We start from the raw sequence: 20,499 nt of genomic DNA on the forward strand, positions 1-20,499 counted from the left end.
GCCAATCACACCCTGGAACGCGCTTTATTGAAAAACGCACACACCCAGTGACTGGCTTTTAGCCCGGTACATGGCAGTGTCTGCAGCGCGCAGGTAGTCGTCCACCGTCGCCAGCCTGGATGCGCTGTTGGCCAATCCGATACTCGCGCCACTGATCACGGTGTGCGTGCCGATCACATAAGGCGCAGCGAGGGCCGCGGCAATCTGGTGTGCGCGTTGGCTGGCTTCGGCGGGATCAATGGACTCCAGCAGCACATTGAACTCGTCGCCACTCATGCGGGCGACCAGATCCACCGCCCGCACGCAGGATTCGAGCCGCCGCGCCACCTGCTGCAACAACTGGTCGCCCACATGGTGCCCGTAGCTGTCATTGGCGGCCTTGAACCCGTTGAGGTCCAGCAGCAGCACGGCGAACATCGTAGCTCCACCGAGCGTTGGCATGCCATCACCGTTCACCACCTCGTTCTGGTGCAGCGCGATCAGTTGCGCAAGGCGATCGCGGAACAGCGGCCGGCCGGGCAAGTTGGTCAACGCATCGTAGGAACTGCCACGCTCGGCCAGATCGCTGAGCGATCCCGCCATGCGCACGGGAACACCATCTTCGAACTCGGCGAGCCCGCGCCAATTGACCCACACCAGCCGCCCGGCCCCGTGGAACGCGCGAAAGTCCACCGAAAAGTTCGGACTGTTTCCCGACAGGTGCCTGCGGTAGGCCTCCTGCACGCGAGCGCGATCCTCGGGATCGATGAGTTGCTCCAAAAAGCGCCAGCCTCCGTCATGCACATGATCGCGGCTACCCAGCCCGACGATCTGGAGAAAACGCCCGGACACATGCAGGGCGTCCGTTCGCAAGTCCCAGTACCAGATGCCGTCATTGGATCCGCGCGTTGCCAGCGAATAGCGGTTTTCAGAGTGCACCAATTCGAGTTCGGTGTCCTTCTGTTGGGTGACATCGATCATCAGGCCGATCATGCGGTTCGGCCGCCCTGGCTCGACCACGGCACGGCACAGATCACGCACCCACACGACCTTGCCAGACTTGGCAATCAGCCTGTAACTCATCTCGTAGGCATGGCTGTGGGTGGCGTTGTAGGCGGCATCGTCGATCACCAGGGCCTGCGCCAGATCATCGGGATGCACATGCGCCCGCCAGAAGCCCGGGTCCGCGCGCCACTCCTCGACGGAGTAACCGAACAAGCGTTCGACCTGCGGGCTCAGAAAGGTATTGCCCACGCCGATTTCAGCCTCCCACACCACGCCGTCAATGGTTTCCAGCAAGCGCAAAAAGCGCTGGCGAACTTCCACCAGCACCTGTTCGGTGACCTCGGTGATCTCGATCAGCACACCCTGGCGGCTGATCACCCGCTCCGCCGCATCCGTCTCCGGGTGGAACTGCAGGCGCACCCAGCGGTAGTCCGCGTCGGCAAAGCGCAAGCGGAACACCGGCATGCCCGAGCGCATGGTGCCGACGTCGTCGGGATGCACGAACTCCAGCAAAGACCTGCCGAGCGCCGCAGCCACCGGATGGCCCGTGAGCTTGTGCCACGCGGGATTCAGATACGTGATCTCCCACAGCGCATCGGTCTGCACCACCGCCTCGGGCAGCAGTTGCAGCAGGTTCGCGGACGGCGCGGGAGTGTTAGGCATGCAGGGATATCGCAAAACAGGTCAGGTACATGCAGGGCGGCGCTGAACAAGTCCTTCGCGCGTCGCACAACCCGGTTGTGGGCGGCCTGCTGCGGTGCAAACTCCATTCCAGAATCGGGTGCGCGCCATCACGGGGACTGAGGCTGCATCGCCTTGACGGATCGAAAAATCAACCATCTAAAAGCTAGTATGGCATGCATCTCAGCCATCCTTGGTCTCGGTGGTTTTGTGCAGTGAATGCGTGCAAGCCAGCAACGCCCTCCCCCGCTGCTGGCTCGCTCACAGCACGACGGCATCGCCCGTCAGAACGCCACCTTCACCCCCACCGTCAGGTTGCGACCCATCAGCGGCGCCGCGTTCTTGATGAACGAGGTGTGGGCGTAGGCCAGACGGTCTGTCAGGTTGGTGCCCTTCAAGTACACCTGCCAGGGCGTGCCGCCGCTGAACTGGCCGTTGTAGGCCAGACCCACATTCAGCATGCCGTAGCCGGGGGTTGCGGTTTCGAAGGCGGCGATGCGGTTCTGGCGAGCCACCTGCACCCATTCCACCTGGCCTTCCCAGGCGTTCCAGTTGCCGTCCAGGCGCAGGCCGGCACGGGTGGCGGGGATGCGTGGCAGGTTGCCAGCGCCGTCGATCCTGGCGCGCACGGTGTCGCCGAACAGGGTGATGCCCAGGTTGCGGTTCAGGCGCTGGCGCACCTGGCCTTCGATGCCGGTGAAGGTGGCGTCGGCCTGGCTGTACTGCAGCAGTTGCAGCCCATCCAGCGCATCGAGCGTGCGTCCATAGATGTAGTTGTTGATGCGGTTGCGGAACACGCTCACGCCAAAGGTGGTGTCGCCCGCCGTCTTTTTCAGGCTGAGGTCGAAGTTCTGCGAGGTTTCAGAACGCAGGCTGGCATCGCCGCGCTCGTACGTGCTGGTGGCCATGTGCAGGCCGCGTGCGTACAGCTCTTCGGCCGAGGGGGCACGGCTGGCGCGGGTGAAGGAGGCGCCCAGCTGGTAGCCGGGGGTGAACTTCCAGACCGCGCCCAGCGACGCGGACGTGCCGTTGTGGCTGCGTTCGATGTCGCTGGTTTCGGCGCGGGCGGTCTGGCGGTCGTGGCGCAGGGCGGCTTCAAAGCGCCAGTCGCCCAGGCGGTATTCCTCCAGCGCAAACAGGCCCGTGCGGCGGGTGACGGTGGGTTGCACGTAGGCCTCTTCGCCTTCGGCGCTGAATTTGCGCTGCGAGGTCTGCAGGCCGATCACGCCCTTGAACCCGGCGATGGGCTCGTGCTGCAGCTCGATGCGTGTGTCGTAAGCCTTGTTCTTGAAGGTGGTGCTGACGGCGCCGTCTTCCACCTCGTCGTGCACGTAGTCCGTCACCCCCGCGCGCAGCCGCAGGGCCGAGAAGCCCGCAAACGGGTTGCGCAGCTCGCCCCGGATGTCAAAGCGTTCGCTGCGCAGATCGACCACCGGGACGTCGCCATGTCCTGCGCCATGGTCATGGTCGTGGCCGTCTTCTTCCCCTTCGTGGGCGCCGCAGTGCAGCTGGTTGCCGTGGGTGTGGCAGCCCTCAAAGCTGTGGTTGTGGCCCGGCAGGCCGTATTTGGCGGCCTGGCGGGTGTAGGCCGCACCCAGGTAGCCCCGGTCGCCCACCCACGACAGGCCCACGCTGCCGGTGTTGGTGCGGTTGAAGCTGCCAAGCACCTTGCGCGTGGCTTCGCCCTCGGGCGCCCAGCCTTTGCCCACGCGGTAGTCGCCCGCATCGCGCGCCACGCCTTCCACATGCACGGCCAGGTTGCCGGTGCCGCCGGTGAGCGAGAAGGCCCCGGCGCCTTCGCGTGCGCCGCTGTTGGCGCGCAGCTCTGCGCTGCCCTCCAGCCCCTTGGCCGGGACGGCGGTGGGCACCTTGCCATCCAGCACGTTGACCACGCCGCCCACGGCGCCGTTGCCATAGATCAGGGCTGAAGGGCCGCGCAGCACCTCGATCTGGGTGGCCAGCAGCGGCTCGGACACCACGGCGTGGTCGGGGCTGATGGTGGAGGCGTCGTGCAGCTCGGCGCCGTCGCTCAGCACCTTGACGCGCGGGCCGTCCATGCCGCGAATGATGGGGCGGCTGGCGCCCGCGCCAAAGTGGCTGCTGGTGATGCCTGGCTCGCTGTTGAGCGTTTCGCCCAGCGTGGCCTCGCGGCGGCGCACGAGTTCGTCGCCTTCGAGCACGGTGGCGGGCGTGGTCATGTCGCTGGTGCCCAGTTGCAGGCCGCTGGCAGAGACGGTGACGGGCGGCAGACTGGGCGTGGCTTCGGCCGCAGCCAGGGCCGTGGTCTGCGCCTGGGCGATGGGGCCCGCGCCCGACAGCGCCAGCATGGCGGCCAGGGCCACGGGGTGCAGGGTGGTGGGGCGGCGGCGTTGGGGCATTACGGGGTGGGCAAAAGAGATGGAGGTCATGGTGGTCAAGGCTTGCAAGACAGGCATGCGCTGCGCCCCACCAGGCGAGCCGGGTGTGCGCAGGCGGACGGACGAACAGCTTCCCGCCTTGCGGGCGTGAAAATAGGAATAAAAATAGCCTTCTGCGCGCGTTGGTATTGCGCTTCTAGCTATGAAATCAGGAGTTTTGGAGTGCCAAGAGGCCTGCGCGGCGTGACCCGACCCGCAACGGGTGGGGCGGCGCCACAAACGGCAAGCGCTGGCGGTCGGGCTCAGGCCGCTGGCGGGCCCCGCGCCAGGAACAGCGCGGTGTGCGGGAGCGTGGTGCGCCCGGCGGGGGGATGCGGCTGCGCCAGCGTGGGCGTGGCCTCGGGCAGCGCCAGGGGGGCGCTGTGCAATGCGTCGCCCAGCGCGAGCTGGTCGAGCAACAAACAATCGGCAGGGGCGTGGCCTGCCACCAGCTGTGCGATCAGCCCGTGGCTGTGCTCAGCGCCCGCCGTGGCTTTGGTGTGACTGTGTGCGTGGCCATAGGCCTGCACCCGGTCCAGCGCATCGCCATGCACCACCTGGTGCAGGCGCCCCAGGCTGGGCGCCGCGACCAGGGCCAGCACCAGCCATGCCAGGGCGAGCTGCGCCCACCAGCGCGCAGGCGCGCCCTGCCCTGCGCCGCGCGGCGAGGCGGGCAGCCGGTGCTTGAGCAGACCGAAGCGGTGGCGCGTCATGGGTGGGTTACGGGCGGAGCCAGGTCGGTGCCCGGGTCACTTCACCTGCACGGCATCGACCACGCGGTAATACAGGCCGTACTGGTCGTTGGTGAGCACGGTGAAGCGGCCCTCCACCACCACGGGCTCCATCGAATAACGCACGGGGGTCTTGGCCTTGACCTCGACCATGCTTTCGGGCCCGCCGGGCAGGCAGAACGAGCAGGTCATGGGCACGGAGGTAAGCAAGAAGTGCGTCTGCGTGGCTTTGGCGTCCAGCGGCATCATGAAACCCTGGATGCGCTGCACGCTCTTGTCCATGCCTTTTTGCGCCTCGTTGAACACGGGCACGATGCCGTCCTTGGTGGTCTTGCGGGTCAGGTCGGTCAGCACCGACCACGGCACCACGTCGTTGCGCTGGGGCAGCGGTGCGATGGGGCTGTTGGGGTTGTGGTACCCCGCCCCGGTCCCCGACGGGATGCCCGCAGCCGCCCCGGCGGGCATGGGCGACGAGAGCACGGGGGCTGGGCTGGTGGCACCGGGCGCTGCGGCGGTCCGGCCCGTGGCGCGCTCGAACGCGCCGGGCTCGGGCTTGGTGGCCGGGGGCTGGCTGGGCGCCTGGGCCCACACGGCCCCGGCGCAGCCCATCAGCGCGGCTGCTGCCACCATGTGGCGCGCGGCGCGAGCCCGGCGGGCGGCGTGTGCCCGAGAGGCAACGTTCAGGCGGTGGGGCGGGAAGATGGCCATGGCGGGAGAACCTGTTGGTGGGGTCTGACGTGGAGAGTGGCTAAGCCGCAAATCAGTGCGCGTGCTTCATGCCGCAGTATTTTCCGATAGCCAGGTTCTTGCAGGCGGCCTGCAGGTCTTTCTGGCACTGGTCATGGCCCTTGCCCGACTCCAGGCATTTGGCTGCGGCCTCGTGTGCAGCGGCCATGGCGCGGTGGCGCTCGACATCGGCCTTGGTTTCCTTGTCGCTGTGCGCTTGGGCGTGGGCCAGGGCACCGGCGAGGAGCGTGGGGACCAGGGCGAGAGCGGTAAGGAGCTTTTTCATGGAAAGACTTTCAGGTTGGGGTGATGGATGGAGGTTGGATGAAGGGTTGGGCGCGGGGGCGGCATCAGGGCTGACTTAACAAATCCGCCACGTCGGTGCGGTAGGCCTGCATCGCGGGCAGCAGTGCCGCCAGTGCTGCCACGCCCGCCGCCAGAAGTGGCACGCCCGCCTCGGCAGGCAGCCAGATCCAGCCGGTGACGGGTAGCAACCCCTGTGCCTGCAACGCCCAGCCCAGGCCATGGGTGAGCGCATGGCCCAGCTGCAGGCCCAGCAGGGACGCCAGCGCGGCCAGCCACAGCGCCTCCCACAGCACCAGCCCGGCCACGCGGCCCGGTGGCGCGCCCAGCATGCGCAGCATGGCCAGGTCAGCGCGGCGCTCGCGCACAGCATTCCACAGCGCGATGAAAACGCTGAGCGCTGCCACCGCCAGCAGCACGCCACCAAAAGCGCGCAGCACATCGGCGCCCACGCCCAGCAGGCGCAGCAGGCGCGTGACCTCAATCGCGGGTGCCGCTGCCTGCATAGACGTGCCGCTGTTCACCTGGCGCGGCAGCGAGATGGCAGCCATCGGCGTGCGGTAGCGCACCAGGGCCACGGTCACCTCGCGCTCCTGCTTCATGATTTCTAGGTCCTCGGCATCGTTGGCCGTGGCGGTCTCGTGCACCATCCAGACCGATTCGGTGCTGGTCAGAATCAGCCGGTCCAGCACGCAGCCGCAGGGCGCGAGCACGCCGCTCACGCGGTAGGGGTGGTCGCCATGGGCGTGCCCTCCCCCACCCAGGCCGTGGCTGCCGACAAAGGTGGCGCCCACCAGGGGCGCATCGGCATGGCTGGCTTTGACAATGCCCCGCGCCACGTTGGCGCCCAGCACCGCGTCCATGGGTTGTTGCCACGGTGCGCCTTCGGCCAGCGTGGCCTCGTAGTGCGTGAGGTAGTCCGGCGTGGTGCCCACAATGCGAAAGCCCTGGTAGCTGTCGCCCAGGCTCAGCGGGATGACCTGCGCCACCAGCGGGTTCTTCTGCAGCGCCAACACCTCCTGCAGCGGGATGTTGCCCGTCGGCACGTCGATGTGGAACACACCCGACAGGATGAGCTGCAGCGGGCTGCCCTTGGCGCCCACCACCAGGTCGATGCCGCTCAGGTCGCGCTCAAACGCCTTGTCGAGCTGCGTGGCCACCAGCAGCACCAGCGTGATGGCCGCCAGGCCCAGCGTGAGCACCAGCAGGTTGAGCACGGCCGCCAGCGGGCGGGACCAGAGGTAGCGCCAGGACAGGCGGGCCAGTTTTACTATGTTTTTCATAGCTGCTCGCGCCCGTCTGTTGCGCGGAGGGCCGCTATTTCATTCAAATCCAGCGTCTGCGCACCGGCCAGCGCCTGCACCACACGCTGGTCGTGGGTGGCGATCACCAGGCTGGCATCGCAGGCCGCAGCACTCTGCTGCAGCAACGCCAGCGCATCCGCAGCGGCCTCGTCGTCCAGGCTGGCCGTGGGCTCATCGGCCAGCAGCACTTGCGGCGCCAGCAGCACGGCCCGTGCCAGGGCCACGCGCTGTGCCTGCCCGCCCGAAAGCTGGTGCGGCTTGCGGGCTGCCAGCTCGGCCACCCCCACTTGGTTGAGTGCGCGGTGGATGGCCGCATCGTCGCGCGGCAGCCCGGCCGCAAAGTAAGCCAGCGCCAGGTTGTCCGCCACGGTGAGTGCACTGCTGAGGTACAGCTTTTGCGGCAAAAAGCCAATGGTGCGGGCACGCCAGGCATCAATCTCGGCCCCGCGTTGCGTGCCCAACTGGGTCCCAGCCACAAACAGGTCCCCCCCGCTGGCACCGCGCAGCCCCGCCATCAGCGCCAGCCAGGTGGATTTGCCGGTGCCCGAGCGCCCGCGCAGCAGCAGCGTGCCGCCCTGGCGCAGGTCCACATCGGGGAAGCGCAGCGGCGCCGCACCGCCCGTGGCATAGGTGTAGGAAAGCCCCCGGGTGCGGATCATGCGGCTGCGCCCTCGGCAGGGTGCGCGCAGTCGGCACAGCGTCCGTGCACGGCAACATCCACCGCCAGACTCTCATGCCCTGCGGTGGCCAGCGCCTGCAGCACCTGCTGGAGGGCTTTTTGCACCTTGGCGGAACACTGCGACAGGCGGAACTGGCGGTGGCAGTCGTCGCATTCAAACCGGGGCGCGGCCGCTTCGTCGCCCTCGAGCGCCCGGGCATAGCGGGACACACGGGCGGCATCCACCTGTTTGTGCAGCAGGCCAGCAACGACAAAGCGGTCGAGCATGCGGTACACGGTGACCTTGTTGACCCGCGTACCCAATGAGGCCAGAGCGGCCTCCACCTCGGGCTCCGACAAGGCGGCATCCGGCCGCGCCTGGTACAGCGCAGCCAGCGCGCGCGTGGCCCGGGTGGCGCGCAAGCCGGGCGGCAAGGGCCATGGCCGAGCGGAGGGCGTTGAGAAATCGGCCATGGGAGAGGTGAAGCAAGGCAACCTGAACGGGAGGCCACTGTGAAACGCAATCAAGTTGCATTATGGACGCAACAGACACGACCCGACGGGAATTTGGACATCTGATGGAAAAACACGTTCACTACGTGTTACGTTCTGTATTGAAAATGCAGCGCATTTTTGCCAAGGTGCGGAGTCTGTGTTGCTCGACTAACAGACTGCCAATAGAATCATATGAATCATTAATATCATATTTGATAAATAGGATTTCAATGAGTCAAGCTACTGAATCAGCAGCACGGTCTGGTCGACTAAGTCTGGCGCAACGGCTCACTTTGGCCACGGGATCGCTCATTGCGATCATGGTGGTGGCAGCCATAGGATGCTGGGCCATGATGACCGGCCTCTCGGACGATGCCGAGCATGTCAACAGCAACAACGTGCCGCAGCTGCAGCTGATTGCGGCGATTGAGCTGGATGTCACCCGGGTATCGCTGCAACTGCGCCATGGCATCCTGTCGCGCAACGAACGCGAGCTGAAAGACACCTTGGCCGACATTGAGGCCAAGAAAGTTCGCCTGATTGAAAACATGGAGCGCTTTGGCAAGGGCATGACAGACGCCGAGGGCCGCGCCGCCTACGCCCCCCTGCCCGACCTGATGCGCGAATTTGGCCGCCTGGGCACTGAAAACATTGCCTTGATCGTGGCTGGCAAGAAGGAAGATGCCTTCGCCTTCTTGGTAGATAAAACCATCCCCGCCCGCAACCGCCTTCTGGATCTGCTGGGCGCAGAAAAAGTGCGCCAGGGCAAATCGTTGAATAACGTGATCGCTGCGGTCAAGTCGTACTCCGATCTGAACCTCAAGCTCCTGCTGGTGGTGTTTGGCATCGTCACTGCCGGGTTGGTGGCCATGCTGGTCTACCTGCGCAAGGTAACGACCCAACTCGGCAGCGACCCCGAGCAGCTCAAGGCCGTGGCCGATGGCATTGCCGCCGGTGCTTTAACCACCCACGTACCGGTGCGCGCTGGCGACGAGCAGAGCATCACCTATTCACTGCGCGTGATGCGCGACCGCCTCGCAGAGGCCGTGACGGCCGTGCGGGCTGGTGCCGAATCGGTGAACAACGCCGCCAGTGAAATCGCCCAGGGCAACCACGATCTTTCGGGCCGAACCGAAAGCCAGGCCAGCGCCTTGCAGCAGACCGCTGCATCCATGGAACAGCTGAGTTCTACTGTGCGCCAAAACGCGGACAACGCCCGCGCAGCGAACCAGCTGGCATCCAGCGCCTCCAGCATCGCGCACCAGGGTGGCGATGTGGTCGGTGAAGTGGTATCCACCATGAAGGGCATTGACGAGAGCAGCCGCAAGATCGCAGAGATCGTGGCGATGATTGATGGCATTGCCTTCCAGACGAACATCCTGGCACTCAACGCCGCCGTGGAGGCCGCCCGTGCCGGTGAACAGGGCCGTGGCTTTGCGGTGGTAGCGGGGGAGGTGCGGGTGCTGGCGCAGCGCAGCGCCGGAGCGTCCAAAGAGATACGCACCCTTATCGATGAAAGCTCCAAGCGGGTGCAGCACGGCACCGGGCTGGTAGATAAGGCCCGAGCCACGATGGGCGAAGTGGTGCAGTCGATCCAGCGTGTGACGGACCTGATGAGCGAAATCAGCGCCGCCAGCAACGAGCAGAGCCAGGGTGTGAGTCAGGTGGGCGACGCCGTGACCCAGCTCGACCACGCCACCCAGCAAAACGCCGCTTTGGTCGAAGAGATGGCCGCCGCCGCCAGCAGCCTGAATCAGCAAGCCACCGGGTTGCTCGCTTCGGTGGCGGTGTTTACCGTGCCCCAGACGAACAACGCACATCACGCGCTGGCGTTGACCGACGGGCGCTGACCGCGCCCTGCCCTGTGCGGCCCTCCCAGGCCGCGCGGCCGCGCAGGACGCCTGGTTTCTCAGCCCTTCAGGTAGCGGGCAAACGTCTTTCCGAATTTCTCCACCTTCGGCCCCACCACAAACGCGCAGTAGCCCGCGTTGGGGTGCTTGGCAAAGTAGTCCTGGTGGTAGGCCTCGGCCGTGCTGTAGTTTTGCAGCGGCTTCACCTCGGTGGTGATGGGCGCGCCAAACAGCTTGTCTTGCGACATCTGGCGGATCATGGCATTGGCGATCTCGCCATGCTCGGGGTTGTCATAGTAGATGCCGCTGCGGTACTGCGTGCCCACGTCGTTGCCCTGGCGGTTGAGCGTGGTCGGGTCGTGGGTGTGGAAGAAGATTTCCAGAATCTCTTCCAGGCTGATCTCGTCGGCATCGAACGTCAGACGCACCACCTCGGCGTGGCCGGTGTCGCCCTCACAGATCTGCTCGTAAGTGGGGTTGACGGTGTGGCCGTTGGTGTAACCGCTTTCCACGTCGGTGATGCCGCGCACGCGGTCAAAAACGGCTTCGGTGCACCAGAAGCAGCCGCCGCCGAGGGTGATGGTTTGTGGGTTGTGGGCCATGTGGGTCTCCATGCAGTTCGGGGGAAGAACGTTGGCGGCATGGTACGCGCCCTCACCCGCCGCAGTGCGGGCGGGGGCATTGGCCTTAGAGCGGCTAACAAAACTCCCTTGGCGTCGTTGTCTCGCCTTGTCGTACTAGTTGTACTGCCTGCGGCGAAACGCCTAGCCAGGGCCGCTTCGCTGAGTTTTGTTAGCCGCTCTTAGAACAGGTTGGTAAGCCCTCAGAGGGCTATTCGTACTTGCGGCCTTGCGCCATCAGCTCGGGCGTGCCAATCAGCGCGTTCAGGCCGTCAAAGTCCATCATCCGGTCCTTGAAGGGCGCCGTGGTCTGGTGCGTGTGCAGGCTGGCGTAGTAGCCCTGCAGCGTGTGCGCCACCGCACGGGCCGTGCCGCCCGGGAAGATCACGATACGAAAGCCGCGCTGCTGCAGCTCGGCTGCGCTCTGGATCGGCGTCTTGCCGCCTTCGACCATGTTGGCCAGCAGCGGGATGCGGTGGGCAAAGCGCTGGCAGGCTGCGTCCATTTGCTCAGGGGTGCGCAGGGCCTCGATGAAAAGTGCGTCTACGCCACATTCCAGGTACGCCTCGGCGCGGTCGAAGGCGGCGTCGATGCCCTCCACGGCCAGCGCGTCGGTGCGCGCCAGGATCAGCGTGTGGGCGCTGCGGCGCGCGTCCAGCGCGGCCTTGAGCTTGCCGCGCATCTCGGCCACAGGCACCACCGTTTTGCCGTCCAGGTGCCCGCAGCGTTTGGGAAAGCCCTGGTCCTCAATCTGGATCATGGCCGCGCCCGCGCGCTCAAAGCCGCGCACGGTGCGCTGGGTGTTGAGCGCATTGCCAAAGCCGGTGTCGGCGTCGACGATGACGGGCTTTCGCACACGTTCGGTGATGCGGGCCAGGGTGTCTTCCACCTCGGTGTAGGTGGTCAGGCCCACGTCGGAGCGGCCCAGACGCGTGTAGGCAATGGAGGCGCCCGAGAGGTACAGCGCCTCGAAGCCCGCCTGCTCCGCCACCAAGGCGCTCAGGGCGTCGTACACGCCGGGGGCCAGGATGGCGCGGGGTTCGTGCAGGCGTTCTTTCAACGATGAGGTGGTCATGTCTTCAGACTTTCTGGCGGATCAGTTCGGCCGCCGTGTGCGCAGCGATGTAACCACCGGCCACGGCGCTGAGCAGGCCGTTGCCGGAGAGATAGCCCCAGACCGCGTCGCCCGACACGCCACGGGCCGCACCGCCTGCGGCCAGCAGATTGGGAAATGGCTGGCCGTCCAGCCCGAGCACGCGGCACTGGGCGTCGATGTTGAGCCCGCCCTGGGTGTGGAACAGCGCGCCCGTCACCTTGACGGCGCAGAACGGTGCCTGCAATGGACGGGCAAATTCACGGCGATTTTGGTCGTTTTGGCCGCTAGTCCCCGTGATGCTTGTCAGATTTGCTATCAATTTTGATTCTTCGCAGCCGATGGTGGCCGCCAGCGCCTGCACGCTGTCGCAGTGCTTGACGGCACCTGCCGCCTCGGCATCCACAAAGTCTGGAAAGCCACGCGCCAGTGCGAGGATGGGCGCGTCGAACACGTTCCACGCCACGCCGCCCGGCTGCGCCAGCACATGCACCGAGGCCTCGGAGTAGCCCTGTGTCTCGTCGTGAAAGCGCTCGCCCAGCGCATTGACCTGGATGCCGCCTTCCATCATCAGGGCCCAAGAGATCAGCGCGCCCTGCGGAATGGCCCAGGAGCCGTGGCCCTGGTAGCCGCCCAGGTCGGCCAGTCGCGCCCCCAACTCTTGGCCCCAGGCGATGGCGCTGCCGTCGTTGCCGGTGTGGCCAGCGAACAGCGCATCGCGCATCTCGGGCAGCAGCTCGCGCACCATGGCCGGGTTGCCGCCAAAGCCGTTGCAGGCCAGGATGAGTGCGTCGCAGGCCAGGTGCTCCAGCGTGCCGTCGGGCCGCTCGTAGCCCACGCCGATCACGCGCTGCTGGGCATTGACCCACAGCTCGCGCACGGTGGCTTCGGTGATGAGCGGAATGTCCGCCGCAGTCACAGCGTTGGCCAGGCGGCCCATCAGGCCCACGCCGGTCTTCTCGGGCGTGGCGTGCATGCGGCGCACGCTGTGGCCGGGGTACAAGAATCCATCGAGCACCTGCCACTGCAGGCCGTGGCGCGCTTGCAGCGCATCCAGCGCCGGGCCAATGGCCTGGGCGTAGGCCTCCACCAAATGCGGCGCCGCCCTGCCCTTGGCCTTGGCGCTAATGTCGGCAGCGAAACGCTCCGGGCTGTCGGTGATGCCCGCCGCGCGCTGCGCCTGGGTGCCGGGCGCGGGGATAAAGCCGGATGACAGCGCCGAGGAGCCCAGCGGCGTGGCGTCGCGCTCCAGCACGGCGCAGTCCACACCGGCGTCGTGCAGCATCAGCGCCGCCGTGAGGCCACAGGCACCGCCACCCACGATGAGCACCGGCACATGGGCGTCCTGCGCCAGGGTGCCGGGCAGGTGCTCGGCATGGCAGATGCGGGGTGTGCTCATGGGTGCATTCATTCGGAAGGGGCCGCAACAGCGGCAGTCACGGCGGCCGCAAAGTCGGCGCAGGTCAGCATCTGGGCCACGTTGGCCATGTCGGCCACCGAGGTGTCGTGCACTTCCTGCTTGAAGGCCGCGCAGCCGTCGGACAGCACCAGGGTCTGGTAGTCGCGCATGTGCGCATCGCGCACCGTGCTGGCCACGCCCCCGTTGGTGACGATGCCGCACACGGCCACGGTGGTGATGCCCGCGCGGCGCAGCACCCAGTCGAGCTGGGTGTTGAAGAAGGCCGAATACGCCACCTTGCACACCGACACGTCCACCCAGGGTGCGATCTCGGGCACATGGGCCTGGCCTATGCTGCCGGGGGCAAAGTCGCCACGGCGCAGAAACGGGCGCAAGGCCTTGAGGTGCGGCGACACCATGGGCTCGCCCTGCGCGTCGGGCCACAGGGTGAACTGGCTGCCCACCACCATGCCGCCCGCCGCCTTGAGCGCCTGGGCCACCGCTGCCACCCGGGGCGACAAGGCTTGGGCGGCTGCGCTCACGGCGCCACCGCGTGCATAGGCGCCATCCGGCGCCAGAAAGTCGTTTTGCAGGTCGATGATGACCAGCGCGGTGTGGCGCGGGTCGATGGCGTCGTGGCTCATGCTCCGTCCCCCGCGTCAGTCCGCACCAGCAGATTGCCCAGCGGGTCCACCGTAGCGCTGAAGCCAGGCTCCAGCCACACCGTGGTGTCGGGCTGCTCCAGGATGGCCGGGCCGTCGATGCGGGTGCCCACGGGCAGGTCCAGGCGTGCGTGGCGCGCGGCGTCCCACCAGCGGCCGGCGTGAAACACGCGCTGCACGCCCAGCGATGGGTTCACGGTGGTGGTCTGCGGGGCCAGCACCGTCAGGTCGAACTTGGGGCGCACGCCGACACGGGCGTAGCGCAGGTTCATCACCCGCACGGCAATGCCGTCGAGCACACGGCCAAAGGCGGCGCGGTAGGCGGCCTCGAACGCCGCGCGGATACCGTCATGGCTTAGCGCGTCGGCCGCCACAGGCACCTGTACGGTGTGCGTCTGCCCGGCGTAGAGCATGTCGAGCGCGATGACCTCCTGCACTTCGACAAACTTCACGCCCGCCGAATCCAGCCGCTGCTGGCAGGTGGCGGCCAGCGTGGCCACGCGCTGGCGCAGGTCGGCCACGTCCAGGTCAGCCAAGGGCCTGTTCAGCGTCTGCACCGCGTCGTGGCGCATGTCGGCCATCACGCAACCCAGGGCCGAGGTGACGCCGGGGTAGCGCGGCACGATGCCCGTGCCCACACCCACCTCGCGCATCATGGCGCACACATGCAGCGCACCGCCACCGCCAAAGGGCATGTAGGCGAACTGGCGCGGGTCGTGCCCGCGTTCGATGGACACCACGCGCACGGCGCCCGCCATCTTGGCGTTGGCCACCGTAAGGATGGCTTCGGCCGATGCCATCACATCCAGGCCCAGGGGCTTGGCGACATGGGTCTCGATGGCGTCGCGCGACTTTTGTGCGTCCATGGCGGCCAGCAGACCACCGCCCAGGGGGCGGTCGGCGGCAATGCGGCCCAGCAGCACATTGGCGTCTGTTACTGTGGGGCGGGTGTTGCCCCGGCCATAGCAGGCTGGGCCGGGGATGCTGCCGGCCGACTCGGGCCCCACCTGCAGCATGCCGCTGGCATCCACCGAGGCGATGGAGCCACCACCCGCGCCAATGGTCTCGATCTGGATCATGGGCGAGCGCACCACCATGCCAAATTCAATGGCCGTCTGTGCGGCCAACGCCGCCTCCCCCTTGGCCACGAGGGACACGTCGAACGAGGTACCGCCCATGTCGCCCGTGATCACATCGGGGAAGCCTGCCGCACGCGCGATGGCCGCGCAGGCAATAACCCCCGCCGCAGGGCCCGAGAGCGCGGTGCGCACCGGCACATCGCAGGCTGTCTGGCGCGACATCACGCCGCCATTGCTTTGCACGATCAGCAGCTCGCCGCCAAAGCCCTGCGTGCGCAGGTCTCCCTCCAGCCGCTCCAGGTAGCTGCCCACCACGGGCTGCAGGGATGCATTGAGCGTGGCGGTGGAGCAGCGCTCAAATTCGCGGATTTCGGGCAGCACTTCGCTGGCGGCCGTCACATGCGGGTTGGGCCACACGCTGCGCACGGCGGCCACGGCGGTCTGTTCGTTGGCGGGGTTGGCATAGGTGTTGATGAAGAATACGCAGACGGCCTCGCAGCCAGCATGAAGCAGTGCGCGCGCCTGCGCCTTGACTTGCTCCACATCCACCGGTGTGTGCACCGTGCCATCGGCCAGCACGCGCTCGTCCACCTCCAGCCGCAAGTCGCGCGGTACGATGGGCTCGAAGCTGCCACGCAGGCCCCAGGTCTGCGGCCGGTCGCGGCGGCGCATCTCCAGCACGTCGCGAAAGCCGCGCGTGGTGATGATGCCGGTGCGCGCCACCTTGCGCTCCAGCAGCGCATTGGTGCCAACGGTGGTGCCGTGCACGATGGTGGCGATCTGCCCGGCCGAGTCAGCCACACGCGCCACGCCATTCATGAAGCCGCGCGCCTCCTCGCCCCGGGTGCTGGGCACCTTAACGATGCGGGCGCTGCCATCGCGCTCGTCCAGCACGAACAGGTCGGTGAAAGTGCCGCCCACGTCCACGCCCACCACATAGGACGCCTCGTTCAAAGCCTTGTCCGAAACCTTGCCGCTGCTCATGCCTTGCCTTTCATTACGGCGGGGGCGCTCACATAGCCCATCGCCAGATCCTTCTCACGCGCTGCCGCATCCCGCGCGGCCGCGGCCCCGTAGCCACCACCGCCGGGGGTTTCCAGGCGCACGCGCTCGCCCTGCTTCAGGCGGATGCCAATCATCTTGGAACGCATGGGTGGCTGCTTCCATTCACTATCGTTTTCATAGCTAAAGACGTTCATGGAACCGGCGCTACCGCCCGAAATGCCTTGAGGCGCGGCCTTGCCGCGCTCGCCAAAGATGAACACCTCGGCATCCTGCTCCAGCAGCTCAATCTCATAGATGGCGCCCAGGCCGCCCCGGTGCTGGCCGTCACCGCCCGAGTCAGGCCGCAGCGCCCATTGCGTGAAGCGCACGGGGTACGCCGCCTCCAGAATTTCGAGCGGCGGGATAGTGGCGGTCGAGATGGGCGCGTTGCCGTGGCTCAGGCCATCGCCATCGCTGTGCCCGCCGTGGCCGCCGCCGAAGAAGCTGAACATCACCCAGCGTTGGCCCTTGCGCGCGGCATCGGTGCGCAGCCCAGCGATGGACAGCGCGTTGATGGTGCCGTAGGCCTGGGCCATGGCGCGCTTCGGGTCAGCCTGCGCGGTGGCGCTGAAGATCACATCGATCATGCGCAAAATGGTTTCGGTGTATCCGCCCACGGGGCGTGGGCGCGCAGCGCTGATGACCAGCCCCTCGGGCAGCACAAAGTCCACGGCGTCCAGCACGCCGGCATTGGCAGGTACATCAGGAAACAAGTGCTTGAGCGCCACATAACACGCCGCAATGGCCGTGGCGCGCGAGATGTTGACCGGGCCCGCGCACTGCGGCGAGGTGCGCGAGAAGTCGAGCGTCAGGCGGTCGCCCTGCACGGTCATGTCGAGCGCAATGGTCAGCGGCTCGTCCTTCACGCCGTCGTTGTCCAGGATGTCGCTGAAGCTGTAACGCCCGTCGGGCAACGCCGCAATGTGCGACTGCATGAGCTTGACGGCGCGCGTGCGCAGCTCACCCATGGCCTGCTGCACCTGGGTGTCGCCATACTGGTCCAGCAGGTCGTGCAGGCGGCGCTCGCCCAGATCCAGCGCGGCCAGCTGGCCGTTCAGGTCGCCCCACAGGCTGTCGGGCAGGCGGGTGTTGGCTTTGAGGATAGCGAGCACGTCGTCGTCGAACACACCGCCCCGCACGATGCGCACGGGCGGAATCTGCACCGCCTCTTGCCAGCACTCGGTGGCGGCCGGGTTGTAGTTGCCAGGCACGTTGCCGCCTACGTCGTGCCAGTGCGCGGCCGATGCCAAGAAGCAGAACAGCTGGCCGTTGCGGAAGAACGGGCGCACCAGCTTGAAGTCATTGGCGTGGGTGCCGCCCTCGTAGGGGTCGTTGAACAGCCAGGTATCCCCCGCCGTGATACCGCCGCGCTCGCCCGCCGCCCGCATGGCCGCGCGCACGGCAAACGCCATGGCACCCACGAAGACCGGCAGGCCAGACTTGCCTTGCACTAGCGTGTCGCCGGTGGTGGCGTCGTACAGACCGTGGCAGGCGTCGTGCGCCTCGGCAATGATGGGATTGAACGCGCTGCGGTACAGCGTGGCGTCCATCTCGTCAGCGATCTGTTCCAGCCGCCCGCGCAGCACGGCCAAGGTAACTGGGTCCATGGGCGGCGGGGTGGGTGTGTGTTCAGCCATGCAGGAGCTCCTTGCCAAAGCGGGCGCGCAGCTGGTTCATCAGCCCACCGGCGCGCACCATGTCCAAAAGAAACGGGGGAATCGGGTCGCAGGCCAGCACACGCCCCTGGGCGGTGGTGACCGACGGTGTTTGTTCGTTCAGGGTAATGCCCTCCCCCTCCCCGATGGCGTCGGCCTCGGGGCAGGTCAGCAGCAGCAGGCCCAGGTTGAACGCGTTGCGAAAGTAGAGGCCGCTGAACGACGGCGCAATCACCGCCGCCACGCCCAGGCGCACCAGCACGGCAGCCGCCTGCTCGCGCGACGAGCCAATGCCAAAGTTGGGTCCGGCCACGATCACATCGCCCTTGCGCACGCCCGCCACAAAGTCAGGGCGCACGGATTCGAGGCAGTGGCGCGCCAGCACGTCGATGCCGTGCTTCATGGCGTGGCCGGGGGCCAGCACGTCGGTGTCGATGTCGGCACCCAACTTCCAGACTCGTGCCCCCACGCTCCCCACTGCGCGTGGTTCGCTGCCCCCCGAGGGGGCCGGGCCTTGTTGGGGGCGGCCCGGCGCTGCGGCCATGCGGTGTGTGGTCGTCATGCGAGTACCTCACGGGGATCAGTGATGCAGCCACGCAGGGCCGAGGCCGCCACCGTGTAGGGCGAGGCCAGGTACACCTGCGCCGTGGGCGAGCCCATGCGGCCCTTGAAGTTGCGCGCCGTGCTGGAGATAACGTTGGTGGCGTCGCCCACCGTGTCGCCATAGCCCGCGCAGGCACCACAGGTGGTGGGAAACAGCTCGGCCCCTGCGTCTTGCAGCACCTGCAGCACGCCTTCGGCCTGGGCCGCAGCTTGGTCACGCTGGCTGGCTGGCGCCACCATCAGGCGCACGCCGGGGGCCACTCGCTGGCCACGCAGCACGCTGGCGGCGGCGCGCAGGTCGTCCAACTTGGCGCCAGTACAGGCGCCGATATAGGCCACGTCGATGCCCTGCCCTGCATGCTGCGCCACGGGCGCGGCGTTGGCGGGGCTGTGCGGGGCGGCGACCTGGGGCGTGAGGGTGGCGGCGTCGAAACTGTGGCGCGTCAGGTCAGCGCCTTCGTCCGTGCGCCAGGCATCCAGCCCCTGCAGGTCCGCATCTGGCACACCCGCAGCCCGCAGCCATTCGCTTGTCGTGGCGTCGGGAGCAATCAGCCCGGCCTGTGCGCCCAGCTCGGCGCTCATGTTGGACAAGGTCATGCGCTCTTGCATGCCCAGCGCCTGCACAGCGGGCCCGGCGAATTCCACGGCCTGGTACTGGCCACCGTTCATGCCAAAGCGGCCGATCATGTGCAGCATCATGTCCTTGGCAGTCACGCCTGCAGCCAGCTGGCCGCTCCAGTGCATCTGCAGGGTGTGCGGCACCCGCAGCCAGATTTCACCTGTCACGACCACGCCCAGCATCTCGGTACTGCCAATGCCAAACATGTAGGCGCCAAACGCGCCGCCGGTGGGCGAATGCGAGTCGCCGCCCACGCAGAACATACCAGGGCGGATGTGGCCGTGCTGGGGCACCACCACATGGCAGATGCCCTGGCCGTCGTACACATGGGGCAAATCCTGCTCGCGCGCCCAGTCGCGGGCGATGCGCACGATGCGGCGGGATTCGTCGTCGCGCTCGGGCAGGTAGTGGTCCATCACCAGGACCACGCGGCGCTTGTCCCAGATCTGGGCGCCCAGCTCTTCCAGCATGGGCTTGAGCCGGCGCGGGCCGGACGAGTCGTGGAACATGGCCAGATCGACACGGCAATTGACGATCTCGCCCGGCGTGACGCGGTCACGGCCACTGGCGCGGGCCACGAGCTTCTGCGCCAGCGTGCTCGGGGGGCTGGATGGGAGGCTCATTCGGGCTTGGCTCCGGAAAACTGCACCACCTTGGCCCAGCGCTGAATCTCGGCCTGCACAAAACGCGCAAACTCCTCGGGGCTGTTGCCCACAGGCACGGCGCCTTCGTGCTCCAGGCGCCGCTTCACATCGGGCGAAGCGATCGCCTGGCGCGCGGCATCGCTGATGCGCTTGGCCAGCTCCGGGTTCATCTGCCCCGGGCCAAACAGCCCGAACCAGGCACTGGACTCATAGCCCGGCAACACCTCGGCAATCGCGGGCACATCGGGGAACGCAGGCAGGCGCTGTGCACTGGTCACCCCCAGCGCCTTGAGCTTGCCCGCGCGGATCTGCGCCTGGGCGTTGCCCACGGCGGCAAACATCAGTTCCACCTGTCCGGCCAGCACATCCTGCAGCGCGGGCGCGGTGCCCCGGTATGGAATGTTGACGATGTAAGCACCCGACTGCATCTTGAACGCGTCCCCAGCCAGGTGCAGGGACGAGCCCACGGCGCCGATGGCAAAGTTGAGCTTGCCGGGCTTGGCCTTGGCCAGGGAGATCAGTTCGCGCACATCCTTGGCGGGCACAGAGGGGTTGGCCACCAGCACCGAGGGCGAGGTCGCCACGCAGGTCAGCGGCGTGAAGTCCTTGATGGGGTCGAACGGCAGGGTCTTGTACAGACTGGCGTTGATGGCATGGCTGGTGAAGCTCATCAGCAGGGTATTGCCATCGGGCGCGGCCTTGGCTACCGCGTCGGCCGCGATGTTGCCGCCCGCGCCAGGTCGGTTCTCGACAATGACGGTGCGGCCTAGCAGGCGGCCCATTTCGATGGCCAGGGTGCGCGCCAGCGTGTCGGTGGAGCCGCCGGCCGGGGCACCCACCAGGATGCGGATGGGGGTGTTGCCTTGGGCCAGCGCCAGCGGGCCCTGCCACAGGGCGGGCGCGGCGCCCAGGGCAACCAAGATGTGACGGCGTGAAGTCATGGGGTGTGTCTC

The 20,499-nt window shown here is 67.1% G+C and carries 18 protein-coding genes; 1 reads left to right on the forward strand and 17 read right to left on the reverse strand.

What is annotated here, in order from left to right; translation table 11 throughout:
• Nucleotides 1–24: 24 nt before the first annotated feature.
• The 8 genes from ACSQ3O_RS13360 to ACSQ3O_RS13395 all read right to left on the reverse strand — a co-directional run bounded on the left by ACSQ3O_RS13360 (nucleotide 25) and on the right by ACSQ3O_RS13395 (nucleotide 8,206).
• A complete protein-coding gene (locus ACSQ3O_RS13360; protein WP_436139227.1) occupies nucleotides 25–1,647 on the reverse strand; it encodes a PAS domain-containing protein in 1,623 nt (540 codons plus the stop codon).
• Between the two features lie 302 nt (nucleotides 1,648–1,949).
• Nucleotides 1,950–3,992: a TonB-dependent receptor domain-containing protein gene (locus ACSQ3O_RS13365; RefSeq protein WP_436141122.1), complete on the reverse strand. Its 2,043-nt coding sequence runs from the start codon at nucleotides 3,990–3,992 to the stop codon at nucleotides 1,950–1,952.
• 332 nt (nucleotides 3,993–4,324) lie between these two features.
• Entirely contained in the window at nucleotides 4,325–4,774 is a 450-nt protein-coding gene (locus tag ACSQ3O_RS13370) for a hypothetical protein (RefSeq protein WP_436139228.1), read from the reverse strand.
• A 36-nt stretch (nucleotides 4,775–4,810) separates the two neighbouring features.
• Nucleotides 4,811–5,500, reverse strand: a complete 690-nt coding sequence (locus ACSQ3O_RS13375; RefSeq protein ID WP_249367875.1) for a DUF3299 domain-containing protein — start codon at nucleotides 5,498–5,500, stop codon at nucleotides 4,811–4,813.
• A gap of 52 nt (nucleotides 5,501–5,552) precedes the next feature.
• Nucleotides 5,553–5,804: a hypothetical protein gene (locus tag ACSQ3O_RS13380; RefSeq protein ID WP_436139229.1), complete on the reverse strand. Its 252-nt coding sequence runs from the start codon at nucleotides 5,802–5,804 to the stop codon at nucleotides 5,553–5,555.
• A 64-nt stretch (nucleotides 5,805–5,868) separates the two neighbouring features.
• A complete protein-coding gene (locus ACSQ3O_RS13385; RefSeq protein ID WP_436139230.1) occupies nucleotides 5,869–7,104 on the reverse strand; it encodes an FtsX-like permease family protein in 1,236 nt (411 codons plus the stop codon).
• Entirely contained in the window at nucleotides 7,101–7,784 is a 684-nt protein-coding gene (locus ACSQ3O_RS13390; protein ID WP_436139231.1) for an ABC transporter ATP-binding protein, read from the reverse strand. The genes ACSQ3O_RS13385 and ACSQ3O_RS13390 overlap by 4 nt, the downstream gene beginning before the upstream one ends.
• Entirely contained in the window at nucleotides 7,781–8,206 is a 426-nt protein-coding gene (locus ACSQ3O_RS13395; protein WP_436141123.1) for a Fur family transcriptional regulator, read from the reverse strand. The genes ACSQ3O_RS13390 and ACSQ3O_RS13395 overlap by 4 nt, the downstream gene beginning before the upstream one ends.
• Before the next feature lie 392 nt (nucleotides 8,207–8,598).
• Here ACSQ3O_RS13395 and ACSQ3O_RS13400 point away from each other — a divergent pair, with 392 nt between their 5' ends.
• Nucleotides 8,599–10,128 carry a methyl-accepting chemotaxis protein gene (locus ACSQ3O_RS13400; RefSeq protein WP_436141124.1) on the forward strand — a complete coding sequence of 510 codons (1,530 nt, stop codon included), beginning with the start codon at nucleotides 8,599–8,601 and terminating at the stop codon, nucleotides 10,126–10,128.
• Nucleotides 10,129–10,187: 59 nt separating this feature from the next.
• Here ACSQ3O_RS13400 and msrA read toward each other — a convergent pair whose 3' ends face one another.
• From msrA to ACSQ3O_RS13445, 9 genes are all read right to left on the reverse strand, one after another.
• Complete coding sequence (gene msrA / locus ACSQ3O_RS13405) at nucleotides 10,188–10,730, reverse strand: peptide-methionine (S)-S-oxide reductase MsrA (protein WP_436139232.1); 543 nt, start codon at nucleotides 10,728–10,730, stop codon at nucleotides 10,188–10,190.
• Between the two features lie 229 nt (nucleotides 10,731–10,959).
• Nucleotides 10,960–11,823, reverse strand: coding sequence for an isocitrate lyase/PEP mutase family protein (locus ACSQ3O_RS13410; RefSeq protein WP_436139233.1), 864 nt, complete (start codon nucleotides 11,821–11,823; stop codon nucleotides 10,960–10,962).
• A 4-nt stretch (nucleotides 11,824–11,827) separates the two neighbouring features.
• Nucleotides 11,828–13,240 (reverse strand): FAD-dependent oxidoreductase, encoded by a 1,413-nt coding sequence (locus ACSQ3O_RS13415; protein WP_436139234.1) that lies wholly within the window; start codon nucleotides 13,238–13,240, stop codon nucleotides 11,828–11,830.
• 8 nt (nucleotides 13,241–13,248) lie between these two features.
• The gene (locus tag ACSQ3O_RS13420) at nucleotides 13,249–13,884 is read right to left on the reverse strand and encodes a cysteine hydrolase family protein (RefSeq protein ID WP_436139235.1); all 636 of its coding nucleotides are present in this window, start codon (nucleotides 13,882–13,884) and stop codon (nucleotides 13,249–13,251) included.
• Nucleotides 13,881–15,965 (reverse strand): hydantoinase/oxoprolinase family protein, encoded by a 2,085-nt coding sequence (locus ACSQ3O_RS13425; protein ID WP_436139236.1) that lies wholly within the window; start codon nucleotides 15,963–15,965, stop codon nucleotides 13,881–13,883. The genes ACSQ3O_RS13420 and ACSQ3O_RS13425 overlap by 4 nt, the downstream gene beginning before the upstream one ends.
• Nucleotides 15,962–17,662: a hydantoinase B/oxoprolinase family protein gene (locus ACSQ3O_RS13430; RefSeq protein WP_436139237.1), complete on the reverse strand. Its 1,701-nt coding sequence runs from the start codon at nucleotides 17,660–17,662 to the stop codon at nucleotides 15,962–15,964. Before ACSQ3O_RS13430 ends, ACSQ3O_RS13425 begins: the two co-directional genes overlap by 4 nt.
• Nucleotides 17,655–18,242, reverse strand: a complete 588-nt coding sequence (locus ACSQ3O_RS13435; RefSeq protein ID WP_436139238.1) for a 3-isopropylmalate dehydratase — start codon at nucleotides 18,240–18,242, stop codon at nucleotides 17,655–17,657. The genes ACSQ3O_RS13430 and ACSQ3O_RS13435 overlap by 8 nt, the downstream gene beginning before the upstream one ends.
• Nucleotides 18,239–19,525 carry a 3-isopropylmalate dehydratase large subunit gene (locus tag ACSQ3O_RS13440; protein WP_436139239.1) on the reverse strand — a complete coding sequence of 429 codons (1,287 nt, stop codon included), beginning with the start codon at nucleotides 19,523–19,525 and terminating at the stop codon, nucleotides 18,239–18,241. The genes ACSQ3O_RS13435 and ACSQ3O_RS13440 overlap by 4 nt, the downstream gene beginning before the upstream one ends.
• Nucleotides 19,522–20,487, reverse strand: coding sequence for a tripartite tricarboxylate transporter substrate binding protein (locus ACSQ3O_RS13445; RefSeq protein WP_436139240.1), 966 nt, complete (start codon nucleotides 20,485–20,487; stop codon nucleotides 19,522–19,524). The genes ACSQ3O_RS13440 and ACSQ3O_RS13445 overlap by 4 nt, the downstream gene beginning before the upstream one ends.
• Between the last annotated feature and the right edge of the window lie 12 nt (nucleotides 20,488–20,499).

This window comes from Acidovorax sp. LjRoot74 (assembly GCF_964254355.1).
Lineage (GTDB): Bacteria > Pseudomonadota > Gammaproteobacteria > Burkholderiales > Burkholderiaceae_C > Acidovorax.